Annotated in this window: 29 protein-coding genes; 16 read left to right on the plus strand and 13 right to left on the minus strand. The window is 29.4% G+C overall.

Annotated features, from left to right (window positions below; genetic code table 11):
- Nucleotides 1–61 precede the first annotated feature (61 nt).
- On the plus strand, nt 62–2263 hold the full coding sequence (locus ABXT48_RS05425; protein ID WP_415302760.1) for a tetratricopeptide repeat protein: 2202 nt from the start codon (nt 62–64) through the stop codon (nt 2261–2263).
- A 449-nt stretch (nt 2264–2712) separates the two neighbouring features.
- Here ABXT48_RS05425 and ABXT48_RS05430 read toward each other — a convergent pair whose 3' ends face one another.
- From ABXT48_RS05430 to ABXT48_RS05450, 5 genes are read right to left on the minus strand one after another with little or no spacing between them, the layout of a single operon-like run.
- Nucleotides 2713–2862: a hypothetical protein gene (locus ABXT48_RS05430; RefSeq protein ID WP_415302762.1), complete on the minus strand. Its 150-nt coding sequence runs from the start codon at nt 2860–2862 to the stop codon at nt 2713–2715.
- A 26-nt stretch (nt 2863–2888) separates the two neighbouring features.
- On the minus strand, nt 2889–3131 hold the full coding sequence (locus tag ABXT48_RS05435) for a hypothetical protein (RefSeq protein WP_415302763.1): 243 nt from the start codon (nt 3129–3131) through the stop codon (nt 2889–2891).
- A gap of 20 nt (nt 3132–3151) precedes the next feature.
- Nucleotides 3152–3277 (minus strand): hypothetical protein, encoded by a 126-nt coding sequence (locus tag ABXT48_RS05440; RefSeq protein WP_415302765.1) that lies wholly within the window; start codon nt 3275–3277, stop codon nt 3152–3154.
- Nucleotides 3267–3563, minus strand: coding sequence for an ATP-dependent Clp protease adaptor ClpS (locus ABXT48_RS05445; RefSeq protein ID WP_415302767.1), 297 nt, complete (start codon nt 3561–3563; stop codon nt 3267–3269). The genes ABXT48_RS05440 and ABXT48_RS05445 overlap by 11 nt, the downstream gene beginning before the upstream one ends.
- Nucleotides 3564–3594: 31 nt before the next feature.
- The gene (locus tag ABXT48_RS05450; RefSeq protein ID WP_415302768.1) at nt 3595–3753 is read right to left on the minus strand and encodes a hypothetical protein; all 159 of its coding nucleotides are present in this window, start codon (nt 3751–3753) and stop codon (nt 3595–3597) included.
- A gap of 92 nt (nt 3754–3845) precedes the next feature.
- Here ABXT48_RS05450 and ABXT48_RS05455 point away from each other — a divergent pair, with 92 nt between their 5' ends.
- Nucleotides 3846–4163 carry a hypothetical protein gene (locus ABXT48_RS05455; RefSeq protein ID WP_415302770.1) on the plus strand — a complete coding sequence of 106 codons (318 nt, stop codon included), beginning with the start codon at nt 3846–3848 and terminating at the stop codon, nt 4161–4163.
- 8 nt (nt 4164–4171) lie between these two features.
- Entirely contained in the window at nt 4172–4447 is a 276-nt protein-coding gene (locus tag ABXT48_RS05460) for a hypothetical protein (RefSeq protein WP_415302772.1), read from the plus strand.
- Nucleotides 4448–4540: 93 nt separating this feature from the next.
- On the opposite strand, the gene ABXT48_RS05465 is transcribed toward ABXT48_RS05460, so the two are convergent.
- The 6 genes from ABXT48_RS05465 to ABXT48_RS05490 form a co-directional block, all read right to left on the minus strand.
- Nucleotides 4541–5401, minus strand: coding sequence for a hypothetical protein (locus ABXT48_RS05465; RefSeq protein WP_415302774.1), 861 nt, complete (start codon nt 5399–5401; stop codon nt 4541–4543).
- Nucleotides 5402–5486: 85 nt separating this feature from the next.
- The gene (locus tag ABXT48_RS05470) at nt 5487–5684 is read right to left on the minus strand and encodes a hypothetical protein (RefSeq protein WP_415302775.1); all 198 of its coding nucleotides are present in this window, start codon (nt 5682–5684) and stop codon (nt 5487–5489) included.
- 7 nt (nt 5685–5691) lie between these two features.
- Nucleotides 5692–8253 (minus strand): hypothetical protein, encoded by a 2562-nt coding sequence (locus ABXT48_RS05475; protein WP_415302777.1) that lies wholly within the window; start codon nt 8251–8253, stop codon nt 5692–5694.
- Between the two features lie 22 nt (nt 8254–8275).
- Entirely contained in the window at nt 8276–8578 is a 303-nt protein-coding gene (locus tag ABXT48_RS05480) for a hypothetical protein (RefSeq protein WP_415302780.1), read from the minus strand.
- Complete coding sequence (locus ABXT48_RS05485) at nt 8578–9348, minus strand: PD-(D/E)XK nuclease family protein (RefSeq protein WP_415302783.1); 771 nt, start codon at nt 9346–9348, stop codon at nt 8578–8580. The genes ABXT48_RS05480 and ABXT48_RS05485 overlap by 1 nt, the downstream gene beginning before the upstream one ends.
- Nucleotides 9349–9408: 60 nt before the next feature.
- Nucleotides 9409–9888 (minus strand): hypothetical protein, encoded by a 480-nt coding sequence (locus tag ABXT48_RS05490; protein WP_415302785.1) that lies wholly within the window; start codon nt 9886–9888, stop codon nt 9409–9411.
- A gap of 88 nt (nt 9889–9976) precedes the next feature.
- Between ABXT48_RS05490 and ABXT48_RS05495 the strand changes: the two genes are divergently transcribed.
- The 13 genes from ABXT48_RS05495 (at nt 9977) to ABXT48_RS05555 (ending at nt 19155) form a co-directional block, all read left to right on the plus strand.
- Nucleotides 9977–10273, plus strand: a complete 297-nt coding sequence (locus ABXT48_RS05495; RefSeq protein ID WP_415302787.1) for a hypothetical protein — start codon at nt 9977–9979, stop codon at nt 10271–10273.
- On the plus strand, nt 10273–10845 hold the full coding sequence (locus ABXT48_RS05500) for a hypothetical protein (protein WP_415302788.1): 573 nt from the start codon (nt 10273–10275) through the stop codon (nt 10843–10845). Before ABXT48_RS05495 ends, ABXT48_RS05500 begins: the two co-directional genes overlap by 1 nt.
- The gene (locus ABXT48_RS05505) at nt 10838–11182 is read left to right on the plus strand and encodes a hypothetical protein (RefSeq protein ID WP_415302790.1); all 345 of its coding nucleotides are present in this window, start codon (nt 10838–10840) and stop codon (nt 11180–11182) included. The genes ABXT48_RS05500 and ABXT48_RS05505 overlap by 8 nt, the downstream gene beginning before the upstream one ends.
- Complete coding sequence (locus ABXT48_RS05510; protein WP_415302792.1) at nt 11175–11654, plus strand: hypothetical protein; 480 nt, start codon at nt 11175–11177, stop codon at nt 11652–11654. The genes ABXT48_RS05505 and ABXT48_RS05510 overlap by 8 nt, the downstream gene beginning before the upstream one ends.
- Nucleotides 11655–11667: 13 nt before the next feature.
- Nucleotides 11668–12195, plus strand: coding sequence for a type IV pilin protein (locus tag ABXT48_RS05515; RefSeq protein ID WP_415302794.1), 528 nt, complete (start codon nt 11668–11670; stop codon nt 12193–12195).
- Nucleotides 12183–12257, plus strand: a complete 75-nt coding sequence (locus ABXT48_RS05520; RefSeq protein ID WP_415303363.1) for a prepilin-type N-terminal cleavage/methylation domain-containing protein — start codon at nt 12183–12185, stop codon at nt 12255–12257. Before ABXT48_RS05515 ends, ABXT48_RS05520 begins: the two co-directional genes overlap by 13 nt.
- 48 nt (nt 12258–12305) lie before the next feature.
- A complete protein-coding gene (locus ABXT48_RS05525) occupies nt 12306–12776 on the plus strand; it encodes a hypothetical protein (protein WP_415302796.1) in 471 nt (156 codons plus the stop codon).
- A gap of 234 nt (nt 12777–13010) precedes the next feature.
- A complete protein-coding gene (locus ABXT48_RS05530; protein ID WP_415285993.1) occupies nt 13011–14177 on the plus strand; it encodes an LLM class flavin-dependent oxidoreductase in 1167 nt (388 codons plus the stop codon).
- On the plus strand, nt 14177–14764 hold the full coding sequence (locus ABXT48_RS05535) for an amino acid synthesis family protein (protein WP_415285995.1): 588 nt from the start codon (nt 14177–14179) through the stop codon (nt 14762–14764). Before ABXT48_RS05530 ends, ABXT48_RS05535 begins: the two co-directional genes overlap by 1 nt.
- A 4-nt stretch (nt 14765–14768) precedes the next feature.
- Nucleotides 14769–15551 (plus strand): alpha/beta fold hydrolase, encoded by a 783-nt coding sequence (locus ABXT48_RS05540; RefSeq protein WP_415285996.1) that lies wholly within the window; start codon nt 14769–14771, stop codon nt 15549–15551.
- Nucleotides 15552–17033: an aldehyde dehydrogenase gene (locus tag ABXT48_RS05545; protein WP_415285997.1), complete on the plus strand. Its 1482-nt coding sequence runs from the start codon at nt 15552–15554 to the stop codon at nt 17031–17033.
- Nucleotides 17011–17895 (plus strand): DMT family transporter, encoded by an 885-nt coding sequence (locus ABXT48_RS05550; RefSeq protein ID WP_415285998.1) that lies wholly within the window; start codon nt 17011–17013, stop codon nt 17893–17895. The genes ABXT48_RS05545 and ABXT48_RS05550 overlap by 23 nt, the downstream gene beginning before the upstream one ends.
- 75 nt (nt 17896–17970) lie before the next feature.
- Entirely contained in the window at nt 17971–19155 is a 1185-nt protein-coding gene (locus tag ABXT48_RS05555; protein WP_415285999.1) for an ABC transporter substrate-binding protein, read from the plus strand.
- Nucleotides 19156–19211: 56 nt separating this feature from the next.
- Here ABXT48_RS05555 and ABXT48_RS05560 read toward each other — a convergent pair whose 3' ends face one another.
- Nucleotides 19212–19973, minus strand: a complete 762-nt coding sequence (locus tag ABXT48_RS05560; protein WP_415286001.1) for a sulfite exporter TauE/SafE family protein — start codon at nt 19971–19973, stop codon at nt 19212–19214.
- Nucleotide 19974: 1 nt separating this feature from the next.
- Nucleotides 19975–21138, minus strand: a complete 1164-nt coding sequence (locus tag ABXT48_RS05565; protein ID WP_415286003.1) for an MFS transporter — start codon at nt 21136–21138, stop codon at nt 19975–19977.
- Between the last annotated feature and the right edge of the window lie 59 nt (nt 21139–21197).

The following is a 21197-nucleotide window of genomic DNA, read 5'->3' on the forward strand; positions in this document are numbered from 1 at the left end:
CTGTTAACTCAAAGTGTGTAGATTTAATTAACCTGAAGATTTATGATATTAAGATAATTTTATGGACAAAAATAAAAACTTAACAATAGATGAAGTTTTTAATCTTGCTGTTAAAAATCATCAGGAAAATAAAACTGATATTGCTCAACAACTCTATAATCAAGTTTTAAAAATAGATCCCAATCATTCAGCAGCCCTTGGTAATCTTGGAACAATATTTAAAAACCTAGGTAACCATCAAAGAGCAATGAATTTCTATGAAAAAGCCATTGAAATTAACCCTAAATGTGCAGATGCACATAGTAATCTTGGAGCAGTATTTTATCAATTAGGAGAAAATCAAAATGCAATAAATTGTTTTAAAAAAGTAATCAAAATTGATCCTAATTATAAAAATTCATATTATAATCTTGGAGTAATATATCTAGATTTAGGCGAACTTGAAAAAGCAAAAAATTGCTATGAAAAAGCAATTGAAATAGACCTTAATTATGCAGATGCACATAATAACCTTGGTATAGTATTTAAAAACTTGGGAGAGAATGAAAAAGCAAAAAATTGTTATGAAAAAGCAATTGCAATTAATCCTAATAATTTAAATACACATAATAATCTTGGTAAAATATTTTATATCTTAGGAGAAATTCAAAAATCTGTAAACTGTTATGAAAGAGTACTTAAAATTGATCCTAATAATATAACTGCGATAAATTCTTTATCTTATTTATTGGAGTTATATAAATTTAACCTTAAATCTAAAGCAGATAAAGCTAGTTTTAAAAAATTAATTTTACTTATATCAAAATCAGACAATATTGATCTTGTAGGTATTTCTACTCACGCAAGACTACTATTACTTTCAGATAATGAGACTAATAATCTATTGAAAATAGTTAATACAGGCAAGCTATTGAAAAATGAAGTTATTCAAAATCTTTTAAAAGAAGAATTATTTCACTTAATGCTACAGAAATCTTTATTTGCAGATGTTTTTTGGGAAAAATTACTTAACAAACTTAGATGTGAAATGCTTATTAATTTAGAAAATTCTAATAAAGATGTTTTAAATGAACACTTAGTTTTTATAATTTCGCTTGCTGAACAATGTTGGTTAAACGAATATATTTATACTCAATCTGAAAAAGAAATTAATTTTGTAAATAAACTAAAAAATAAAATAGAAAAAAATAAGGAAGTTAATGAATTAGAAGTAGCAATTCTTGCTTGCTATATTCCTCTTAATAATTCAAAAATTATTATACAAAAATTATTAGATCATAAATCTTCAAATATTTTATTTAATGATTTAATTACTTTACAAATTAAGGAGCCTTTAAAAGAAAAGGAATTAGTAAAATCAATTAAATCTCTTGGTCAAATTGTTGACCCAGTGTCTAAAAAAGTACAAGAACAATATGAGGAGCATCCCTATCCCAGATGGAGAATAACTCGCAAAACATTTCCTCAATATTTTTTTGATATAATTAATCAAGACATAAAACCAAACTTTATTGATCAAAATAATAAATTTAATAATCCCAATGTTCTTATTGCAGGGTGTGGAACTGGTAGTCATTCCATTTCAGCAACACGGTATAAAAATTCAAATATACTTGCTGTAGATCTAAGTTTATCAAGTCTTGCTTACGCTAAAAGAAAAACAGAAGAAGTGGGTTACAAAAATATTGAGTACATGCATGCTGATATTCTACAATTAAATAAATTAAATAAAAAATTTGATATTATAGAATGTGGTGGAACACTTCATCACATGAAAGATCCGATAGCCGGACTTAAAGTATTATTGGATGTATTGGAACCACATGGTTTCTTAAAATTGGGATTATATAGCAACACCGCAAGACAACATATAGTTAACACAAGAGAATTGATTAAAATTAAAAATCTTAAAAACACAAATAAAAGTATCAAAAATTTTCGACAAGATGTTATAGATAAAAAAGTAAATTCACTAATTCAAAAAGTAATTCTCACTGAAGACTTTTATTCAACATCTGCAGTAAGAGATTTATTATTTCATATTCAAGAACATCGTTTTACAATTCCACAAATTTCTAAAATACTTGAAAATTTTAATCTAGAATTTTTAGGTTTTGTTCAAAATCCATTAATCATACAAAAATATTTGAAATATTTTCCAGAAGATAAAAAGTATACTTCTTTAAATAATTTGCATAAATTTGAGGAAAGAAACCCTGATACTTTTTGGGGCATGTACCAATTCTGGGTAAGAAAATTATAATAAAAGACTAAGTTTTGAAGATAATTTAAGTCCTAATCATTATAATGCTTATATATATTGGATTGTAGAACTAGTGAATAATCTGGGTCCTACTTATTTATTCCTTTAAATATGCGATCGTTAAACAGATCAAAAACAGATCAATTTTCTGGATCTGTGGTAGAGTTGTTTAAGTATAAGAAAAGATAGATACATAACTCGTCGTTTTACTGGGTTTAAAAGGTACTTAGGTTTTTACGAAAGTGGGATCAGTCGGCTTTAAATTGAGTATCCTACCTTTCCCCTACCATCCCCTAACACTACTTATTCCTATCTAATTTTCCTATTCGTTAATCAAATGGATTAAAGATTAAGGACTATTAATGAAAAAACCTACTGACAAACTATCAACATTCCTGGGTCATAATAATCCCCCAGAGGACATAAATTAATTCTTTTATATAGATTATCTACGAAGGTACTCTGGTAAGGATTACAGTCTTTGCATTAGAATATTGCCCTTCTACAGCTTGTTTAGCTTCTGACATCGTTCTTGCTTTTTGAATAACTTTAAATCCTTTGCCATCTTGTAAGGTCACATAGAATTCGTATTCTTTCATTTCCATAATATTAAACTTTTAAATACTTAGAGTGAGTCAGGCTCATTCTCATCATACCAAGCTTGAACTATATTTCTTAAAGCCAAAGCAACATACTGATCTAATTTCTCATCTTCAGCTGCTTTATCGATTTCACTTATTTGTTCTTTGGTTAGTTCTATAGAATCATTAACTCCGTGTAGATCTTTAATATAACTTTCCAACCAATCAGTTGCCTCAACCTCTAAATGATCTTGGAGTTTTCCTATTTTTTTATATTCAAAAGCCATTATGAAATAATATACATTATTTAAATCTTAGTTAAAATAATTATTTGAACTACTAATACAACTGCTGGTATTACTGTTCTTATTAGTTCCATTGTATGATTTATTTCATCAAGTTTTCTCTCTAGTTTTGATCTTTTATTTTTCATATTTAATTCCTTTCTGTTTTTTAATTAATACTTTTAGAGGAAAATTTTCTTGTTCAGCGAGTATTGCTGTTTCCAATTTTCTTTGTCCTGCAATTTCATGTATATAAGAACCAACAATACCTTTCCCTTCTTCATGAACTCTTGTCATGATCTTTTCTGCTTTAAAGTGATCTGTACCAAAAATTTGCATTAACACTCTAATTACAAACTCCATTGTTGTCTTGTCATCATTAAAAAAAATGACATCATAAAGTTTATTTTCTAATTTCGATCTTTTATTTTTCATATTGAATTACTTTTTTTATAAAAAATACTTATTAATCTGGACGATCTAATTTAGTTATTATGGGTGTCCAATACCTTCTACCTGTGCATGTAACTTTCATATGTTGAGTTAAGCCACTTTTAAGTAAACGTCCTCTTTTATAAGGCTTAGGTTTAGGAAATCTTATCTTTTTAGGTTTATATGTTTTCATAATTTAATCATAAATCAGAATCCTAATCCGTCAACCAAGCTAGGGGTGAAATGTTAATTGATAAATTTCACTAGATATATTAAGTTTTAATTATGAAGTTTTTTAAAACAGAATGGCATCAAGTTTCTGCAAAGTTTATTTATGATATTCCTGATGAAGAAATTATAAAAGCTTTTGAATCTGTTGAAAGATTTAAAGAAATTATATCGCATCAAGAAAAACAAAATTTTAGTGGATTAGAGCCACAAGGTGAAAAACCCTCTGGAGAAGAATTTGATAAATTCGATGAATTTTGCATGGAGTTTGGATACTCTGATCGAGAAGATGATTGGTGGATGGAAAGAAAAGGTGGTTATGAAACTACTTTTGAATATGAAGGAGAAAGTGAAGATCAAAAGAAAGGTGAATAAGATTCAATATGTCAAAAGATTACGATAGGTTTAATAAATTCTGTGAACAATACGATATGTATGCAGACGGTACTGAGGAAAAGGTTGTTGAATTTTTAAAAGGTAAATTCCCTGAAGAATATAAAAAAGCTCTTAAGGAGGCTGATGATGGAATAAGTGATTTTCCACCCGAACAATCAGTAAGTCCTAGCATGATATGGGGTTATATACAAAATGATGATGAATTCTTTGAATCTGTAGAAAATTGGTTTAAAGAAACATTTCCTGATGAAGACTTTGGATAATTATTATGGATCTTCAAAAGTAAAATCCAAATCGGAAGATAAATCAGAACTCTCTTCTCCAAAGGAATCATCACTCTCCTGAGCCTCTAATTTTTAAAATCTGTCATTTATTTCAAGATTATTTAAGAATGTGCTTATCTTAATTATATGGTCATTTGAAGGTATTATTTGTTTATAATTATTTAAATTTTCTTCATTGATTTCCTCATTGGCTATAGGTTTAAAATTTTTAATACATTTTTCTTCTACTTGATTTTTTAATATTTTTTTAGAAAGTTTTTTATCACCTACATATCTGAAATAAACGCATTCAAAATGATCTAGAATATTCTGATTATCTTTTTTTTTAAACTCGTCCCAATTTTCTAAACAAAATTTTAATCTATTAACTGTAGTATTTGAGCCTTCACTGGTTAATAATTGAATAATTTTTTTATTATCAATAATTTTAATTTTATCTAAAAATATAAAAATTTCATGGTCCTTACTAAGAATATTTTTATATTTATTTCTAAACTCATTTTTTTTTAATTGAATATGATCTGATAATATTTTTTCTATTATCATTTTTTGATTATCATTTTTATTTTTAATTTTAAGATAATAGTCAATTAATTTATTAAAAGTAAGATTTTTATAAAATTTGGTAAACTCACTATTTTTCTTATTAGGGTATTTAGTCTTATCAGCTGATAAAAAATTAAGAGGTAAAAATCTAGATGTAAAACTTTTTATGTGTTTTTCCCAACGATCCACAACATTACCTTCTCCGTGATGCAATCCTATGTAGACCAATTTATCTTTAAAAAAAATAGCGTAAATACCTTTAGACTGACCTCCATTAAGTCTCTTTATTTCTTCAAGTTGTAAATTAAATGGATAATATCCAGATTTTTTTTCCTCAATAACTTGGAAATGATCTTTAAAATTTACCTTTGGGATAGTTTTAAACATTAAGAGATATAATCATCAGCAGTATCTGCTAAGTTTTGAAACCATTTAAACAAATAATTTTTAAATTCTTTAATTCTGTTGTCAGTCATTTATCTTCCTTGTAAAATTCAAAATTCTTATCTTTTAATAATGCAGTTAAGTAACCAAGATGAGGTTGAGGTATTAATTTATCATCTCTAATTTTTACTACATCTTGTTCAGTTAGATTATTTAAAATCGTAAATTCCCTCATATCGTCACTCAATTGTAATCTTAGCTTATTTTTAAGGTCATACTTAGTCATTGGTTTATTATAATATGTGTAAATATCTACTTTGATTTACCATTTCTAAATCATTAAAGTTTGCAATAGTTATTAATCGATCTCCTTGATCTAATTTAACATTTTCTGTTTGTTTAGGATTAATTGATATATTTTTAATTTTACGTCTTTGATCCTTATCAAATTCATAGTCAATTATTCCAATTAAGGTTTCATTTTTATTTTGAAAGTATTTTTCTAATTCACAGAATGTAGCTGTTAACTGTTTATCAACTAATGTGTGGGCTTTAATAGTGTGCGTTCTACTAAAGAGTAAATCAATTAACTTTGTATTTTTGATATCAAATGTACCTGCTGCTAAATATTTACTAACAATTGAGTTCATCTCAATTACATCGTTACCTATATAAGGACTAAAGTACTTTTCTTTATAATCTTCTAATATTCTTTTACTTCTATAACCATTAATCTCTGTAATCATTGAATGATCTGCCATTTTACCGTCATTTAATCTTAAGTTTGAAAATCCAACAAAGTTATTAATCATTACATGGTCTTCTGTAGGATTTTCTCTAAATTTTTGAATTTGTTGGTTAGTTTCATTAAAGAAGATATAGCAATTATCTTTTTCATGTTCCATCACCGTACCTATGCTCATTTCGTTTGTTACATCATCTAAGTTTTTCTCTTCAAAAGTTATATTGTCAGTAAGATTATTAATCATTTCTTGGCGTTGAGATTGTATTTCTTTAAATGATTGATGAACTTGTTGTTGATCTTTTGAAATTTGATCTTTTGTGATTTCAATAAATTCTATTTCTTTAGAATTAGACTTTTTAATAATTAAAATAATTTCATTATTTTCATCAATTAATTTTATTAATTTTTCTTTAAATCTCTTCTGAACACCTCCTGGTACCGACTTATAAGATAGCTCAAGTTCAGATTTCCCTTTAAGGGTTACCGCTTCTACCTTTGATGCTACGTTTAAAATAACATCACCAGAGCTTAATTTTTCACTTAAAGATGATTGTTTATTGATTGAATATATTTGAAAACCACATCTATTTTTTTCTTCAGTTTTTAAAATATGAAATATAATTCCTAATATAGGGTGATTTACTTCATCTTTATTAATCTTGTAATCAGGTGCAGCTGGTAGAAACTGCTTATCAGTTAAACTTCCATCAAATTTATCTCTATAAACTTTGAGACTTTTAAGATTATTATAATAATTACTGTCTATAATTGAATTAATCAGTTTAGTTAGATAAAGATTGTTACCTTCTTTGCTATAATCAAACATAGATATTTTAGTATCTTTGTTATCTTCTTTAAAATTAGGTGAAATATCTGCAACTTCTTTGCTTTGGTTTTCTATATTATTTAGCTCATTAATTATTTGATCTTCATCTTTAGCAACACAGATAATTCCAAAGTTGTCTGATAATGGAAAGTCTATTGGGCTATTAACAAATAATTTATTCCAAGCCAAGTTGTGCCTTTGATCATCTTGAAAAAATCCAATGACTATAATGTTGTCACATAATGCATTTAAATCTTTAATCGTTTTGCCTTGATTTTTTTTAAGGATATCAGAATATTTTTCATTATTAGGATCAATGAAATAAACTTCTGATCCTTCATAACCAAATAAGTTGTCATAAATTTCAGATAAATCAGGTGTATTTGTACATTGGGCTAATAGAGTGTTTTTTAAATTTGAAGAACTTATAATATCAGGATCTTGCCAAGTATTGCCCCGCTCTTTCATTTTATTTACAATTATATCTCTTGAATAATATAGGTATAAAAAACCCCTCTTTTCATCATGAAACTCAGCTAAAACTTTACATGGATTTATATCCCAATGTTTACTTGCAAGTAATGAGGCTAAACTTTTTCCAACCTCAACATCACAATCTAACTCTGTTTTATAAGTCTCTCCAACATCTGGTTTTAAAATAATAATTTGTTTTGCTTTTTCTAAATTAATTCTATCTTGCAGACTTTTTTGCCAGGCATAGCCCTTTCTAGCAACTATCGTTATATTTTTTGGGATCTTGATAACATTGTTTATTTTTTCCATCACCATTAGTGGCTCTTCTGTACTAACAATGACAAAAGACTGCTTTTCTTTTACATAAGCGTTACATAGCTCAGTTAATAGTGGAATTAATCTTCTGGAAAAATTAAAAAAGATAATATGATTTTCTTCTTCAATTTTAGTTTTACCTGATCTTAACGATTCAATTCTTCCAGATATATAATTTGTAACAATACCAATAATTGAAGAAAATATTAAAATACCAAATATGGTAATATTAAATTTTAATAAAAAATCGAAAAAATTATTTTTACTACCATCAAGGCCAAAAATTGCATTTTGGTCAAAAAATAAATTAAACCCTTGCCATAAGGTTTCTACAAAAAAATTACTTTCAGATAAAAGCCCTATCTTTTGAAAAACGAAAATAATAGTGGATATAATAAGAACACCAATAAAACTAAGTGCTATAAAAAATATTATTAAATTTAATAAGTTTTTTTCAAAGGCTTTATTAAAACTGTACTTTATAAATTTCCACATAGATGCTTAGTTAATATAAAATTTAACTTAAGGTTTTATCTCTAAATTGTCGATAATCTTTTATGAAATTCTTGATTAATCCATAATATTCATCATCTTTAATTTCTTTAAGAATCTCACTTTTTGCAATTTGAACAGATTTATCTTCTTTAATTTGGCTGCCATTAGAAATCTTAAGTCTTTGATGAAGAATTCTTGCAACCAAGATTAATTCAGAAGCTACTTCAATATTATGAATAACTTTTTCATTTCTATATTGCTCTAAAATAAAACTAATAACTTCTGTTACCCGTGTTTCAGATTGAGAAAGTACATTACCTTTCATTACTTCATCACCTTTCTGAAATTACATATTCCACATGTCTCACCAGACTCAGGTGTTTCTTTAGAGTATATAACATCCTGAACTTTAGTTATGTAGGCTAGAAGATTTTTATCATCCCTTGGTATCTCAAACCATTGAGTGTCCATATGAATGTTGCAATTTTTTCCTTCTGCTTTTGAAATATCACTTGGTTCAAAACAAAAAATACCTAATCGTTTTATTGGAGTTAATTTTAGGCTACCCTCCTTAGGTTTTTCCATCATTAATGCATAACTTTGAAGCTGTGTTGCATAAGCATCAATTTTATTCTCACCAATCTTTGTTGTTTTAAAGTCTACTATAGTGAATGAGTCTTTATGTTTGATATAAGCATCAATTTTACCACTCATAGTAAAGGGCCTGTCTTTAAGATCATATAAGACTTCAGATCTTAACATTTTATTAAAATCACCTACAATTTCACCTTCTTCAAGTGTATCACTAAGTGTCTTACTTGACTTACCGTGATAGAAGTTTTTTTGTAAACTATCAAATTTAGAAAAAATTCCAGGAAAAGGTACTTTAAGTACAATGTTATTTACTTTTTTATCATAATAACATCTTTTGCAAGATTCAAAACCAAATGCAAATTCACTTGGTGAAAAATTAAACATCTCAGTTTTTTCTTTCATGGGGTTAATCTTAACAACCTTTTCAGTCTTGGTCTTCATTATAGTTTCATTTGTATTCAATATTACTTCCTTTTTTTGATGATTATGATTTATTAGCATGATCTAACAATCTCATACTTTTCTATTACGTCAACTGGGATAGGGGTGAAATGTTAGGTGCTACTTTTCACTAAGCTTATTAGCTCTTTCAATAATTAATTTTAACTCTAAAATTTTGTCCTCAACATCATTAAGGGCTTTACTAATATGTTTTTTTTCAGTCTCTGATATTTTTTGACCACTTTCACCTTCAGGGTTAATTGCTTTTTGAGTAGTTTCCATTAATCTACCTATCTTTGCTCCAATATTTATCAGCGTATTTGATGCATTATCTAAATTTTTATATTCAGGATTAGTAGCTTCCAGCATATCTTCATGAGCAGTAAGCATGGGACTACCCAGGCCTCTTTTTAAGCATTCTATATCTATTTTAATGGAGTCGATATGATGAATATCTTGTGTATCATTTTCATCACTACATTTTCTAAAATGAGATTCAGTTTTACCAGTCACATCTTTTAAGGCTTCACTTTTTAAATCTTTAATAATCTCTTTAAGTGCACCTTCTAATGAAATTAATTTTCTAGAATAACCTGACATGCTTTTATCTTACATAGGTGAAATTCATTTGTAAACATTTCACTGCTCCCTCGGTTGACGTAATAGGAATTCGTGCAATTATAAAAATATGAAAAACAACAAACAAAAGACGGAAATATCCAAAAAAAAGACAAATACAATAATAAGTTTTTTAATATTCTTTATAGTTGTTCAGTCATTTTTTGCTTACGAAAATATAATAGATAGATTAAGCCAAAAATTTAACACTATTACTTCGTGCTTTAAAAATAATGATCAAATAAATGAAAATTATAAGATCAAAAACTGGTCTGAAGCAAAAAAACTTAGCGATAAAGATAAACGAGTAACTGAAAATAAATTAACAGGTTTTTTTTCAGACTTACCAAACTTGGAGGTTAATTAATGATTAAGAAACTTTTTTATATTTCAGTGTTCTTATTAACTAGTTTACTTTTAAATCAATGTTCAACTTATACAGTTAAAAAAGACATTACTAAAAATGGTGAATTAACTAAAACACCTAAATGGTACATAAAGTATAAGCGTGAAGACAAAAACTGGATGTATGAAACGGCATCTAGCGTTTCACCAGACCTTGAATTAGCTGTTAAGAAATCAACACTTTTAGCTAAAGCTAAGCTAGCTGATCGTATTAACGGTAAAATGAACAATCAAACAAGTATTAATAAAGAGGAAGTTGGTATTGATGAAGATAACAATATAACAGGCCAGGCTGAAGATACTATCGTTAACATTGTAGGTGATACTATAGTAAAAAATTATATTGTTGAACAAGTTGAAATATTCTTCACTCATCACAAATCTTATCGAGCTTATGTAAAAGTTAAGGTTTCGAAAGAAGATGTTGAGGTTATTATAAGCGATATTAAAACTGAAAAAAAACTAGCCCTTGCTAACAAAAGACCTAATAAATTAAAATTAAAAGTTAAGGAGGTTCTAAGTAACCTTGACTAAAAATATAATAATCTTAATTTTAGGTTTTATTGTTTGGTTCGCTTACAACGATGAGGCTCATTCTGTAAACCAGGAAAATCAATATTGTGATATCAAAACTACCTTAATTAGAACTGTTGATGAAAATGGAAACACCATAAGTGAAAAAAATGAAGAGATAGTTGAATGTGATGATGGTGTTAAAGACTTTTTACAAGATGCAGGTATAGCAGATGACTGTAAATATTATACTTGGACAGGTATGGAGGGCTATACACCAGTAGAATATAGAACTCTTGCTTGTCATAAACTGGATGGAGGTTATGAGATTATTCCAAATTATTCTGGTATTGAGTAGTTTATTATTAATTAACTGTGTTGGGGTTCATCCTCAAAAAGTTGATATAAATAAGATTAAAAAAGAAAGAAAACTCCCAACACCAGATTTCTTTATTCCAGATGCTCAATATATAACTTCGGGTAATGGTTCAGGCTGGAACTTAAGACAATTTTTAGATTTTAGGTTTTTTTCTCCACCCTTCTTTAATAGTAAAGAGACTAAACAACATAAGGCTGCTGTTTACATGGCAATAAAGCATATGAAAGATTTTGAAGTTGTAAGCTGGTACAGCAAGTCAAGAGATGCTGGCGGTAAGGTTAGACCTATTTTTACTTATCAAATTAATTCTAGTATCTGTCGTGATTTTCAAGTTCTTTTATACATAGGGAAAAAAGCAAGATCAAAAACTTTAACTGCATGCAAAATGAATTGGGGGTATTGGGGTTTTAATTATTGGGATTGGCCTGGTGCAGAAAAATATATAAATTAATTATAAATATTTAATGAAAAATAATATTAAAAAAAAAGGATTTACTTTAATAGAACTTTTAGTTGTTGTCGCAATCATAGGTATTCTAGCTGCAGTAGGAGTGGTTGCTTATAATGGGTATACTCAGAGCGCAAAAAGAGCCGCAACATTACAAAATTACAAAATGGCCTCAAAGTTTATAGATCATACCTTTGCTCTTTGTGGAATTCAGAGTGGTAGTATTAAAATTAGCGCTGGAAATATTATTGACTGTGATGCAATTAATAATCAAACAAATGTAATCAAAATGGCAGAAACATTTAGGAGTCATTTTCTTAAAATGGGATTTAAAAATCCATATGATAACAATGCAGACTCAATTATTAGAACAGGTAGTGGTGGTGATACTGTCAATGGTAGGTTAAGACTTGACGAAACAGACTGTAGAAATTCAGGTGGTAAGGGTGGATATAAAAAAATGGTATTATGGGCCAAGACTCATAAAGACCATGAAAATAGTATTTTTTTATTAGATAGTTGGAGTCAGTGGTGCAGCAAGTAAACCGCAAAGCCTTCACCCTAATAGAACTTTTAGTCGTTGTAGCAAACAAATTCCTATTTTAATTAAAAAAGATGATTGGTGTAATTAGCTTAATGTTTTTAATAAATTTTTTGAAAAAAAAGTTTTTTATAATAATTTTTTTTAAAAAAATATTTTTATTGATTGCTGCTATATTAATATTATCTAGCTGCACTAATACAAATCAAACTAAAATAGATAAAAAAATATTAGATTATGAAAGTTCGGGGTCTATCACTAATGCTTATTCTTCTGGCTCACCAAGTGCTGCAATTCTATTTTTAGCATTAGATATAAGTAATTATCTTAGATTTAATTTAAATAAAAAAGAAATAGACTTACACACAAATTCTATACAAGTTGCCTTGAATAATACATCTAATGGCGAGATAGTTTCTTGGCACAATGGAGAAAGGCTATCTTCTGGCAAAGTAAGAGTAGTAAGTACTTATTATAAAAATGAAAAATATTGCAGAATTTTTCAATCATATATTAAATTAAATGGGGCTGAAAAACACACCACCAAGCATGTTTGTAGAATCAAAAATATTTGGCAATTTTAAATTTGATTCTCCACTAGGACCCCTATTTTATGCACTCCTACTTATTTATTGCTTTAGATATGGGGTTATTAAACCAGCAACAAACTATCAACATTCCTGGATCTGTGCTAACATTGGCATAACAATAATAAAGAGAGTGACATAACTCGTCGTTTTACTGGGTTTAAAGGGTACCAAGGAGTATACGAAAGTGGGATCAGTCGTCTTTAAATTTAATTATTTAAGGAGGTTTGAGTGAAATTTGGATATTTTTGTAACACTACTAATTGGAATCATAAACCATACAATCAACTATTAAATGAAACCCAAGAAATCACTACTTACTGTGATGAAAATAATTGGGACTCTATTTGGTATACAGAACACCACTTCAATCACGAAGGCATGGAATCTTGTACTAACCCATTAATGATGGGGGTTGATGCTGCTGCCAGAACAAAGCAAATTAGAATAGGTCAAGCTTGCAATGTAATTACATTTCATAATCCTATCCGTCTAGCTGAAGACATAGCTTTGCTAGATCAATTGTCCGGAGGGAGGGTTGACGTTGGTATTGGAAGGGGAATTTATGGAAGAGAAGCCATCAATATGAACAAAGAGGCTGACCTAAAAGATCAAGCTAAAAATTTTAGGTTGTTTGACGAGACTTTAAAAATAATGAAAAAGGCTTGGACAGAAGAATTTTTTAGTCACAAAGGTGAATTTTATACTTATCCATCACCAAATTTTACTTGGCAACATGACATGAGTCCTCCTAGTGAAAAGTTTTTAGATATAAAAACAAATGAAATAAAAAAAATAAGCGTTGTACCAAAACCAAGACAAGAGCCACATCCACCAATATGGCAAGTTGTTGATGGTGCACGTTCAATTGAATGGGCAGCACAGAATGGCTTAAATACAATAATGTGGATTCCTACTGTTAAAGCTTTAAAAAAAAGATTTGAAATTTATAAAGATGCAAAATCTAAAGCAGAAAATAGAGATGTTCCATTAGGTGAAGGCATATCTTTGGTTAGAGACATGTTTATTGCTGAAACTATGGAGGAAGCAGAAAAAATGGCTGGTGAACATATTATTAATTATATGAAATGGGTATGTCACTGGAGAGGATTAGGCAATCATATGGATCCGGAAGAAGAGCTACCAGAAACAAAACATAAATTAGACTTACTTAATTATGATTTTTTACATAAAAGAAATTTATTATTTGGAACACCAGAGTATGTTGTTAATAAAATAAATGAATTAAAATCAGAGTTAAACTTACAAAATCTCCAAGTTTGGTCTAATTTTCCTGGAATAGATCATGAGGCTTGCATGAGAAGTATAAAGCTGTTTAATGATGAGGTCATACCGAAGATTAATTTAGATAATTCAAATATAGAGAAAGCAAGTTAATGAAACTAGAACTTAGAAAATTTACAAAATTTGTAGATAAGACTTTTATTGAAGGAGGTAAAGAAGCTAAGGAACCTGTTCTACTTGTCTCTGTTGCAGCTGTTTTTAAAAATCCATGGAGTGGAAAAGGTTTTGTTGATGATCTTAAACCAATTATTTTAGATTTAGCACCAAAATTAGGAGACATATTGGTACCAGAACTTATAAAAGAAGTTGGATCACCTGAAAAAATTTTGGCCTATGGTAAAGCTGGTACAGTCGGCCTTGACGGTGAAATTGAGCATGCATCAGCATTTATTCACACTTTAAGATTTGGAAATAAATTTAGAGACGCTGTTGGTGGAACATCTTATTTAAGCTTTACCAACTCGAGAGGTCCCGCTGGATCAAAAATTTCCATTCCAATGATGCATAAAACAGACTCTGGTCTAAGGCCTTATTATCTAACTCATGAGTTTACTATACATGACGCTCCTTTTAATGATGAAATCGTTATTGCTATCGGTGGAGCCTCGAGTGGTAGAGCTCATGCACGAACAGGAGATCGTTATCAAGATATGAAAGAAATGGGACTAGACCCTAAGTAATTGGATGTCTCAAAATTTTGACTCAAATCAAAATTATTATTCATTTATTGATAATAATACAGATCCATTAGTGTTCATTCATGGTGTTGGTCTAGATCATAGAATGTGGGAGCCTCAAATTAAATCTTTAAACAATTATTCAATAATTGCTTATGATTTGTTAGGTCATGGAAGAACTCCATATAGTAAAGAGGAAGTTACTTTGAATGATTTTTCAAACCAATTAGATGATTTATTACAATTTTTAAAAATAGATAAGATTAATCTAATTGGATTCTCTCTAGGTTCATTAGTTGCATTAGACTTTGCTTCAAAATTTCAGGATAAATTAAAAACCTTAACATTGCTTGGAACTACATATGGAAGAACTATAGAGGAAAGAAGTTTAGTCATAGAAAGGTTTGAGCAAGCTAAGTTAAATAAACCTATTTCAAAACAAGCACTAAAAAGATGGTTCACAGATCAATACTTAAAAGACCATCCAGAAATTTATGATCAATTTATAAAGATCTTAACAAAAAGAGATGAAGATCATGTAAATTTTTTAAAAGCCTATAAACTATTTACTTATCATCAAGACGATATCAATATGATTAAAAATATAAAAACTAAAACTCTGGTGATGACAGGATCAGATGACTTAGGTTCAACGGTTGAGATGTCAAAATCCTTATCTAATGATTTATTAAATTCAAGTTTTATTGAGATAAATAATGGCAAACATCTTTGTAGTATAGAGTGCGCAGATGATGTAAATATAAGACTTAAAAATTTTATTAGCAATTAAATGACTCAAATACAAAAATTTAAAATGTATATTAATGGAGAATGGGTTAACTCATCTTCAGGTAAAGAGATTAAAACATTAAACCCTGAAACTAATGAAGTATGGGCAACTGTACCAGAAGCAAATGAGGAAGATGTTAATAAAGCAGTACAAGCAGCACAAAAAGCTTTTGATGGCTCTTGGTCCAAGCTGCACCCCAAAGAAAGAGCTAAATTTTTAAGAAATCTTGGTGATCAACTTAGAAAAAATGCAGAACATCTTGGTAAGATAGAAACGATTGATACTGGAAAGCTTTATAAAGAAATAAAGTCTCAAGCCGTTTATATAGCTGAGTATTATGATTACTATGCAGGCCTTGCAGATAAAGTTGAGGGTACAGTTGTTCCCATTGATAAACCAGATATGCAAGTTACTACAACAAGAATACCTATTGGCGTAATAGCAGCAATAATTCCTTGGAACTCTCAGATGCTTTTGACTGCTGTAAAATTAGCACCCGCTCTAGCAATGGGTAATACAGTTGTAATAAAAGCTTCAGAACTTGCACCTGTTACCTTGTTAGAGTTTGCAAAATTGGTTGAAAAATCAGGTATGCCTAAGGGTGTAGTAAATGTAATTACAGGGCTAGGTGATCCATGTGGAAAAGCTTTAACCACTCATGATTTAGTAGAAAAAATTGCCTTTACAGGGGGGCCTGAAACCGCCAGACATATAGTCAGAAATTCTGCAGAAAATTTATCACAAGTAAGTTTGGAATTAGGTGGTAAAAGTCCCGTAGTTCTTTTTAATGATGCAGATCAAGAAAATGCATTGAATGGAATAACAGCTGGTATTTTTGCTGCAAGTGGACAAAGCTGTATTGCGGGCTCAAGGTTATATATTCAATCAAAAATTTATGATGAATTTTTAGATAAATTAATAGCAAAAGCTGAAAAGATAAAATTAGGTGCTCCAATGGATCCTGATACTCAAATGGGTCCTTTAAATAGCTTTAAGCAGTTAGAGAATATTGAAAAAATTATAAAAGCTACAATAGAACAAGGTGGAAAGCTCAGGTGTGGAGGGAAAAGATCTAATATTTCAAATAAAGGATATTACTTTCCAGCAACAATAATTGAATGCAAAAACCACAACTTGCCTAGTGCTGAAAATGAATTATTTGGACCAGTTTTATCTGTGATGAAGTTTGAAACTGAAGAGGAAGCAATTAATCAAATGAATGATAACCAGTATGGCTTATCATCTGGAATATACACTTCTAACTTGGGCAAAGCCATGAGAGTTTCCAAGGCAGTAAGAGCAGGAATTGTTTTTGTAAATACTTATAGGTTAATTTCTCCTTCAGCTCCCTTTGGTGGCATTAAAGATAGCGGCTATGGTAAAGAGGCTGGAATTGAATCTATAAAAGAATATACAAGAATTAAAACTACTTGGTTTAATTCATCGGATAAACCAATGGGTGATCCATTCACGATGGGTTAATTGTTTGACTACAAAACATTATTTTTTAGTTTTATTTATTATGCTTATTTTTGGAAGTTCATATCCAGTAAACAAGCTTGCTTTAAATACATCCTTACCCCCCATGTTAGCAGGATCCTTAAGAATGTTTATACTTTTTATTTTTCTTATTCCATTTTGTAAGTTTAAAATCCCAGATAAAAAATACTTTTTTCCTTTAATAGGTTTTTCATTAACTATGGGCTTTGGAGTTATATTTTTTTTAAATTTATCATTAGGTAAAGCAACTTTAGTTGCTCCTATTATTATTGGAGCTCAACTAGCAATACCCTTTGCTATTCTTGTAAGCTCAATTTTTCTTGGTGAAAAAGTTAGTACGAAACAGTGGATACTAATACTTATTTCTTTTTTTGGAATTTTTCTAATTGGTTATGATCCAAATTTAAAAGGAGAAATTTATGCACTTTTTTTATGTGGCATTTCTGCTTTTTTTTATGGGATTGCAAATGTGTTATCAAGGTACATCAAAGAAGTTGATGTAAAGTTTTCAAATATGATTATGGGACTAACAGGCTTTAGTACCATCTTAATATTTTCAATTTTTACTGAAGGAAATACAATTAATCATTTAAAAGATATTGATATAAACACGTGGTTTCTTTTGCTTCATAATGGAGTAACTGTCTCAGTTATTGCTCATACTTCTTTATTTTATCTCTATAAATTTTATTCAGTTAATAAAGTTATGCCCTTCTATTCTCTATTTCCAATATTTGGTTTAATTCTAACTTTCTTAATTTTTGGAGAAATTCCATCGATATTAAGTACTATTGGTGGGGCTATTGTGATTATTTCAGTCTATCAGCTTCAAAAAATTAGATAATTCTCCTATTGAAAATTCATTTAAATAGTCTTTAATTTGATTTTTATAAATTGTTAACAATCAAAGAGGAAAATAATGAAAAAACTATTTATTGCTGCATTTATATTCGTTTCTACTTTCACAACGAATACATTCGCAGAAGTTAAGATGGGAATCATCCTAGGATTTACTGGTCCTATTGAATCTCTAACACCAGCTATGGCTGCATCTGCAGAGCTTGCATTTAAAGAAGCTTCTGATTCAGGTTCGCTATTAGGTGGAGAAACTATTTCAGTAGTAAGAGCAGACTCAACTTGTGTTGATTCAGCAGCAGCAACAGCAGCAGCAGAAGGTGTTATTGCACAAGGTGTTGCAGCAATTATGGGTGCTGACTGTTCAGGTGTAACTGGTGCTATCGCATCTAATGTTGCTGTACCAAATGGTGTAGTAATGATTTCACCATCAGCAACTTCGCCAGGACTTACAGCTTTAGATGATAAGGGTTTCTTTTTTAGAACAGCCCCATCTGATGCTAGAGGTGGTCAGATTTTAGCTGATATTACTAAAGACAGAAGAATCAAAAGTGTAGCAATTACTTACACTAACAATGACTATGGAAAAGGTTTAGCTGATGTTTATGCAGCAGCTGTAAAAGCTCATGGTATTAAAGTAACAATTGTATCTGCTCATGAAGATGGAAAAGCTGATTACTCATCTGAAGTAGCTACTTTAGCCTCAGCAGGTGGTGATGCGGTAGCAGTAATTGGTTACCTAGACCAAGGTGGAAAAGGAATTATTCAAGGTTCTTTAGACTCTGGTGCATTTGATAAATTTATTTTATCTGATGGTATGATTGGTGACTCATTAACTGATGCTTTTGGAAAAGATTTGAATAAATCTTTTGGTTCAATGCCTGGTTCAATGAATGAAAAAACAGCAGGTACTTTTGCGTCTGTTGCTAAAGCAGCCGGTATCGACTCGTCTGGACCTTATACTGGTGAATCTTATGATGCAGCAGCTTTAATCGTTCTTGCGATGCAAGCAGGTGGATCAGCTGATAGAGCTTCTATTGCTAAGAATGTAATGGATGTTGCTAACGGTCCTGGAACTAAAATTTATCCAGGTGAACTTAAAAAAGGTTTAGATTTATTAGCTAAAGGTAAAAAAGTTGACTACGAAGGTGCAACTGGAGTTTCTTTTACTAGCGTTGGTGAAGCTGAAGGTTCTTTCTTAGAGAAAGAAATCAAAGGTGGAAAATTTAAAAATAAAAAACAAAGATAATTAATATCTTAATTTTAAAACCCTCAGCAGTGAAAATTGCTGGGGGTTTTTTTTATCTAAAAATTGCTGATAATCCTAAATAACCCAAATATTGAGATGAATATAAGAAAGTAAAAGACAACTTTTCTATAAGTCTCCTCTTTACTTTTAACAAAAAATTTATCACCAAAATAAACACCTATTGGTAAAATAATAATCAGTGGAACGGTTCTATAAATAGTTGTGACATCTACAATTCCAGCAAAAAAACTAAGAGTAAAAGCATAAATATCTGTTAAGAAAAATAATGCTGCTAATGAACCTCTGATTATCGCAGGTTGAATGCTTGTAACCAATAAGAATAGTGCAACAGGCATTCCTCCTAAAGTAGTTAATCCATTTAATGTTCCAGAAATTATTCCTGTAAAGAGTTTTCCATAATTGTTATTGATCTTTTGATTTATATAGCCTCTCATTAATAAGAATGAAAAAAATATGATTAGTGCACAAACAGATAGATGTGTGACGTCAGGGGTTAAATATTTTAATAGATAAATACCAACAGGAGAGCCAATAATTATTCCAAATAATAGTTTTACAACAAAATTCCAATCTATTTTGTTCCATATATATGGAACCATAAAAATACTAATAATGACCTCAAGTATTAGAATAATTGGAACTATTTCTATCGCTGGAAGAATAAAAGAAAAACCTGAGATGCATGTTGCTGAAAAGCCAAAACCATTAAATCCTCTTATAATAGATGCAATAAATACGGTAAATATTACAAAATAAATTTCGACTAAGCTGAGTTGAAAATAAGCTAGTAAATCCATCTTACTTTCTTTCTTTTAAATCAGCTCTTAATGTTGACAAAATAATTAAAACTAAAAATATTATACAAACTAAATTCATTGTTTTCCAACTTGTTAAGGTTAAGAAAACTCCTGCAGATAAACTTGCAGTTGCTTGAATTGAATAAACTATTAGATCATTAAATCCTTGTGCCTTAAATTTTTCGTTTTCCCTATAAGATAAAACTAATAAACTTGTTCCAGATATAAATAAAAAGTTCCAACCAAATCCTAAAAATATTAATGCAATTAAGTAATTAGTAAAATTTTGATCAAAGAAACTAGTTAAAACTGTTATTAAAAATAAAAAAACACCAGCATACATTATTTTACTATGTCCAAATTTTCTAATCAAATTACCTGTAACCAGTGAAGGTAAAAACATTGCTGCGATATGAAGCTGAATTACAAGTCCTGTTTTAGTTAAGCTTATTTTTTCCATTACATGCATGCTTATTGGTGTAGCTGTCATTAAAAATGACATTACCGCATATGCAAACGCAGATGCTACTAAAGCCTGTAGAAATCTCGGTTGAGAAATTAACTCTAGATAGCTACGTGAAGTTTTTTTATTAATACGATTTGGTTTATGTCCGTCTTTATAGAATAATAAGAAAATTATTGAGGTGAGTGTTAAAGCTGCAAGTGCGATGTAGGAACCGGCATATAAATGTTCAGCAATAATATCTTTTGTTATATTAGCAACATTTGGTCCTATAAAAGCTGAACCTATTCCTGCTAATAATATTATTGAAATAGCTTTTGGTGCCATATCCTTTTTTACTGTTTCAACAGCTGCAAAACGATATTGATGACTAAACGCAACCCCAGCCCCAAGTAAAAAACATGCAAAATTAAATAATATAAAACTTTCAATAATTATTGAATAAGCAGCAAGTAATGATGACAATGAACTAATGATTGATGCAAATATAAAGCCTGCTCTTCGACCAATTATACTCATAACCTTTGCTGCAAAGATTGCAAAAATTGCTATACCTACAATTGATAAAGCCATCGGTAGAGTTGCTAAAGATTTTACTGGACTAAACTGGGAACCAATTATTCCACTTAAAAAAACTGTCACTGGTGCTGCTGTGAAAGCAAAAATCTGACTTAAAATTAGCAGCCATAAATTTTTATTCATTAAAAAAAATATTTATCACCGATGTACATAGCCCATGCTACTGCAGCTCCGAGTATAAT

Source organism: Candidatus Pelagibacter sp. Uisw_101 (assembly GCF_047727615.1).
Taxonomy (GTDB): Bacteria; Pseudomonadota; Alphaproteobacteria; order Pelagibacterales; family Pelagibacteraceae; genus Pelagibacter.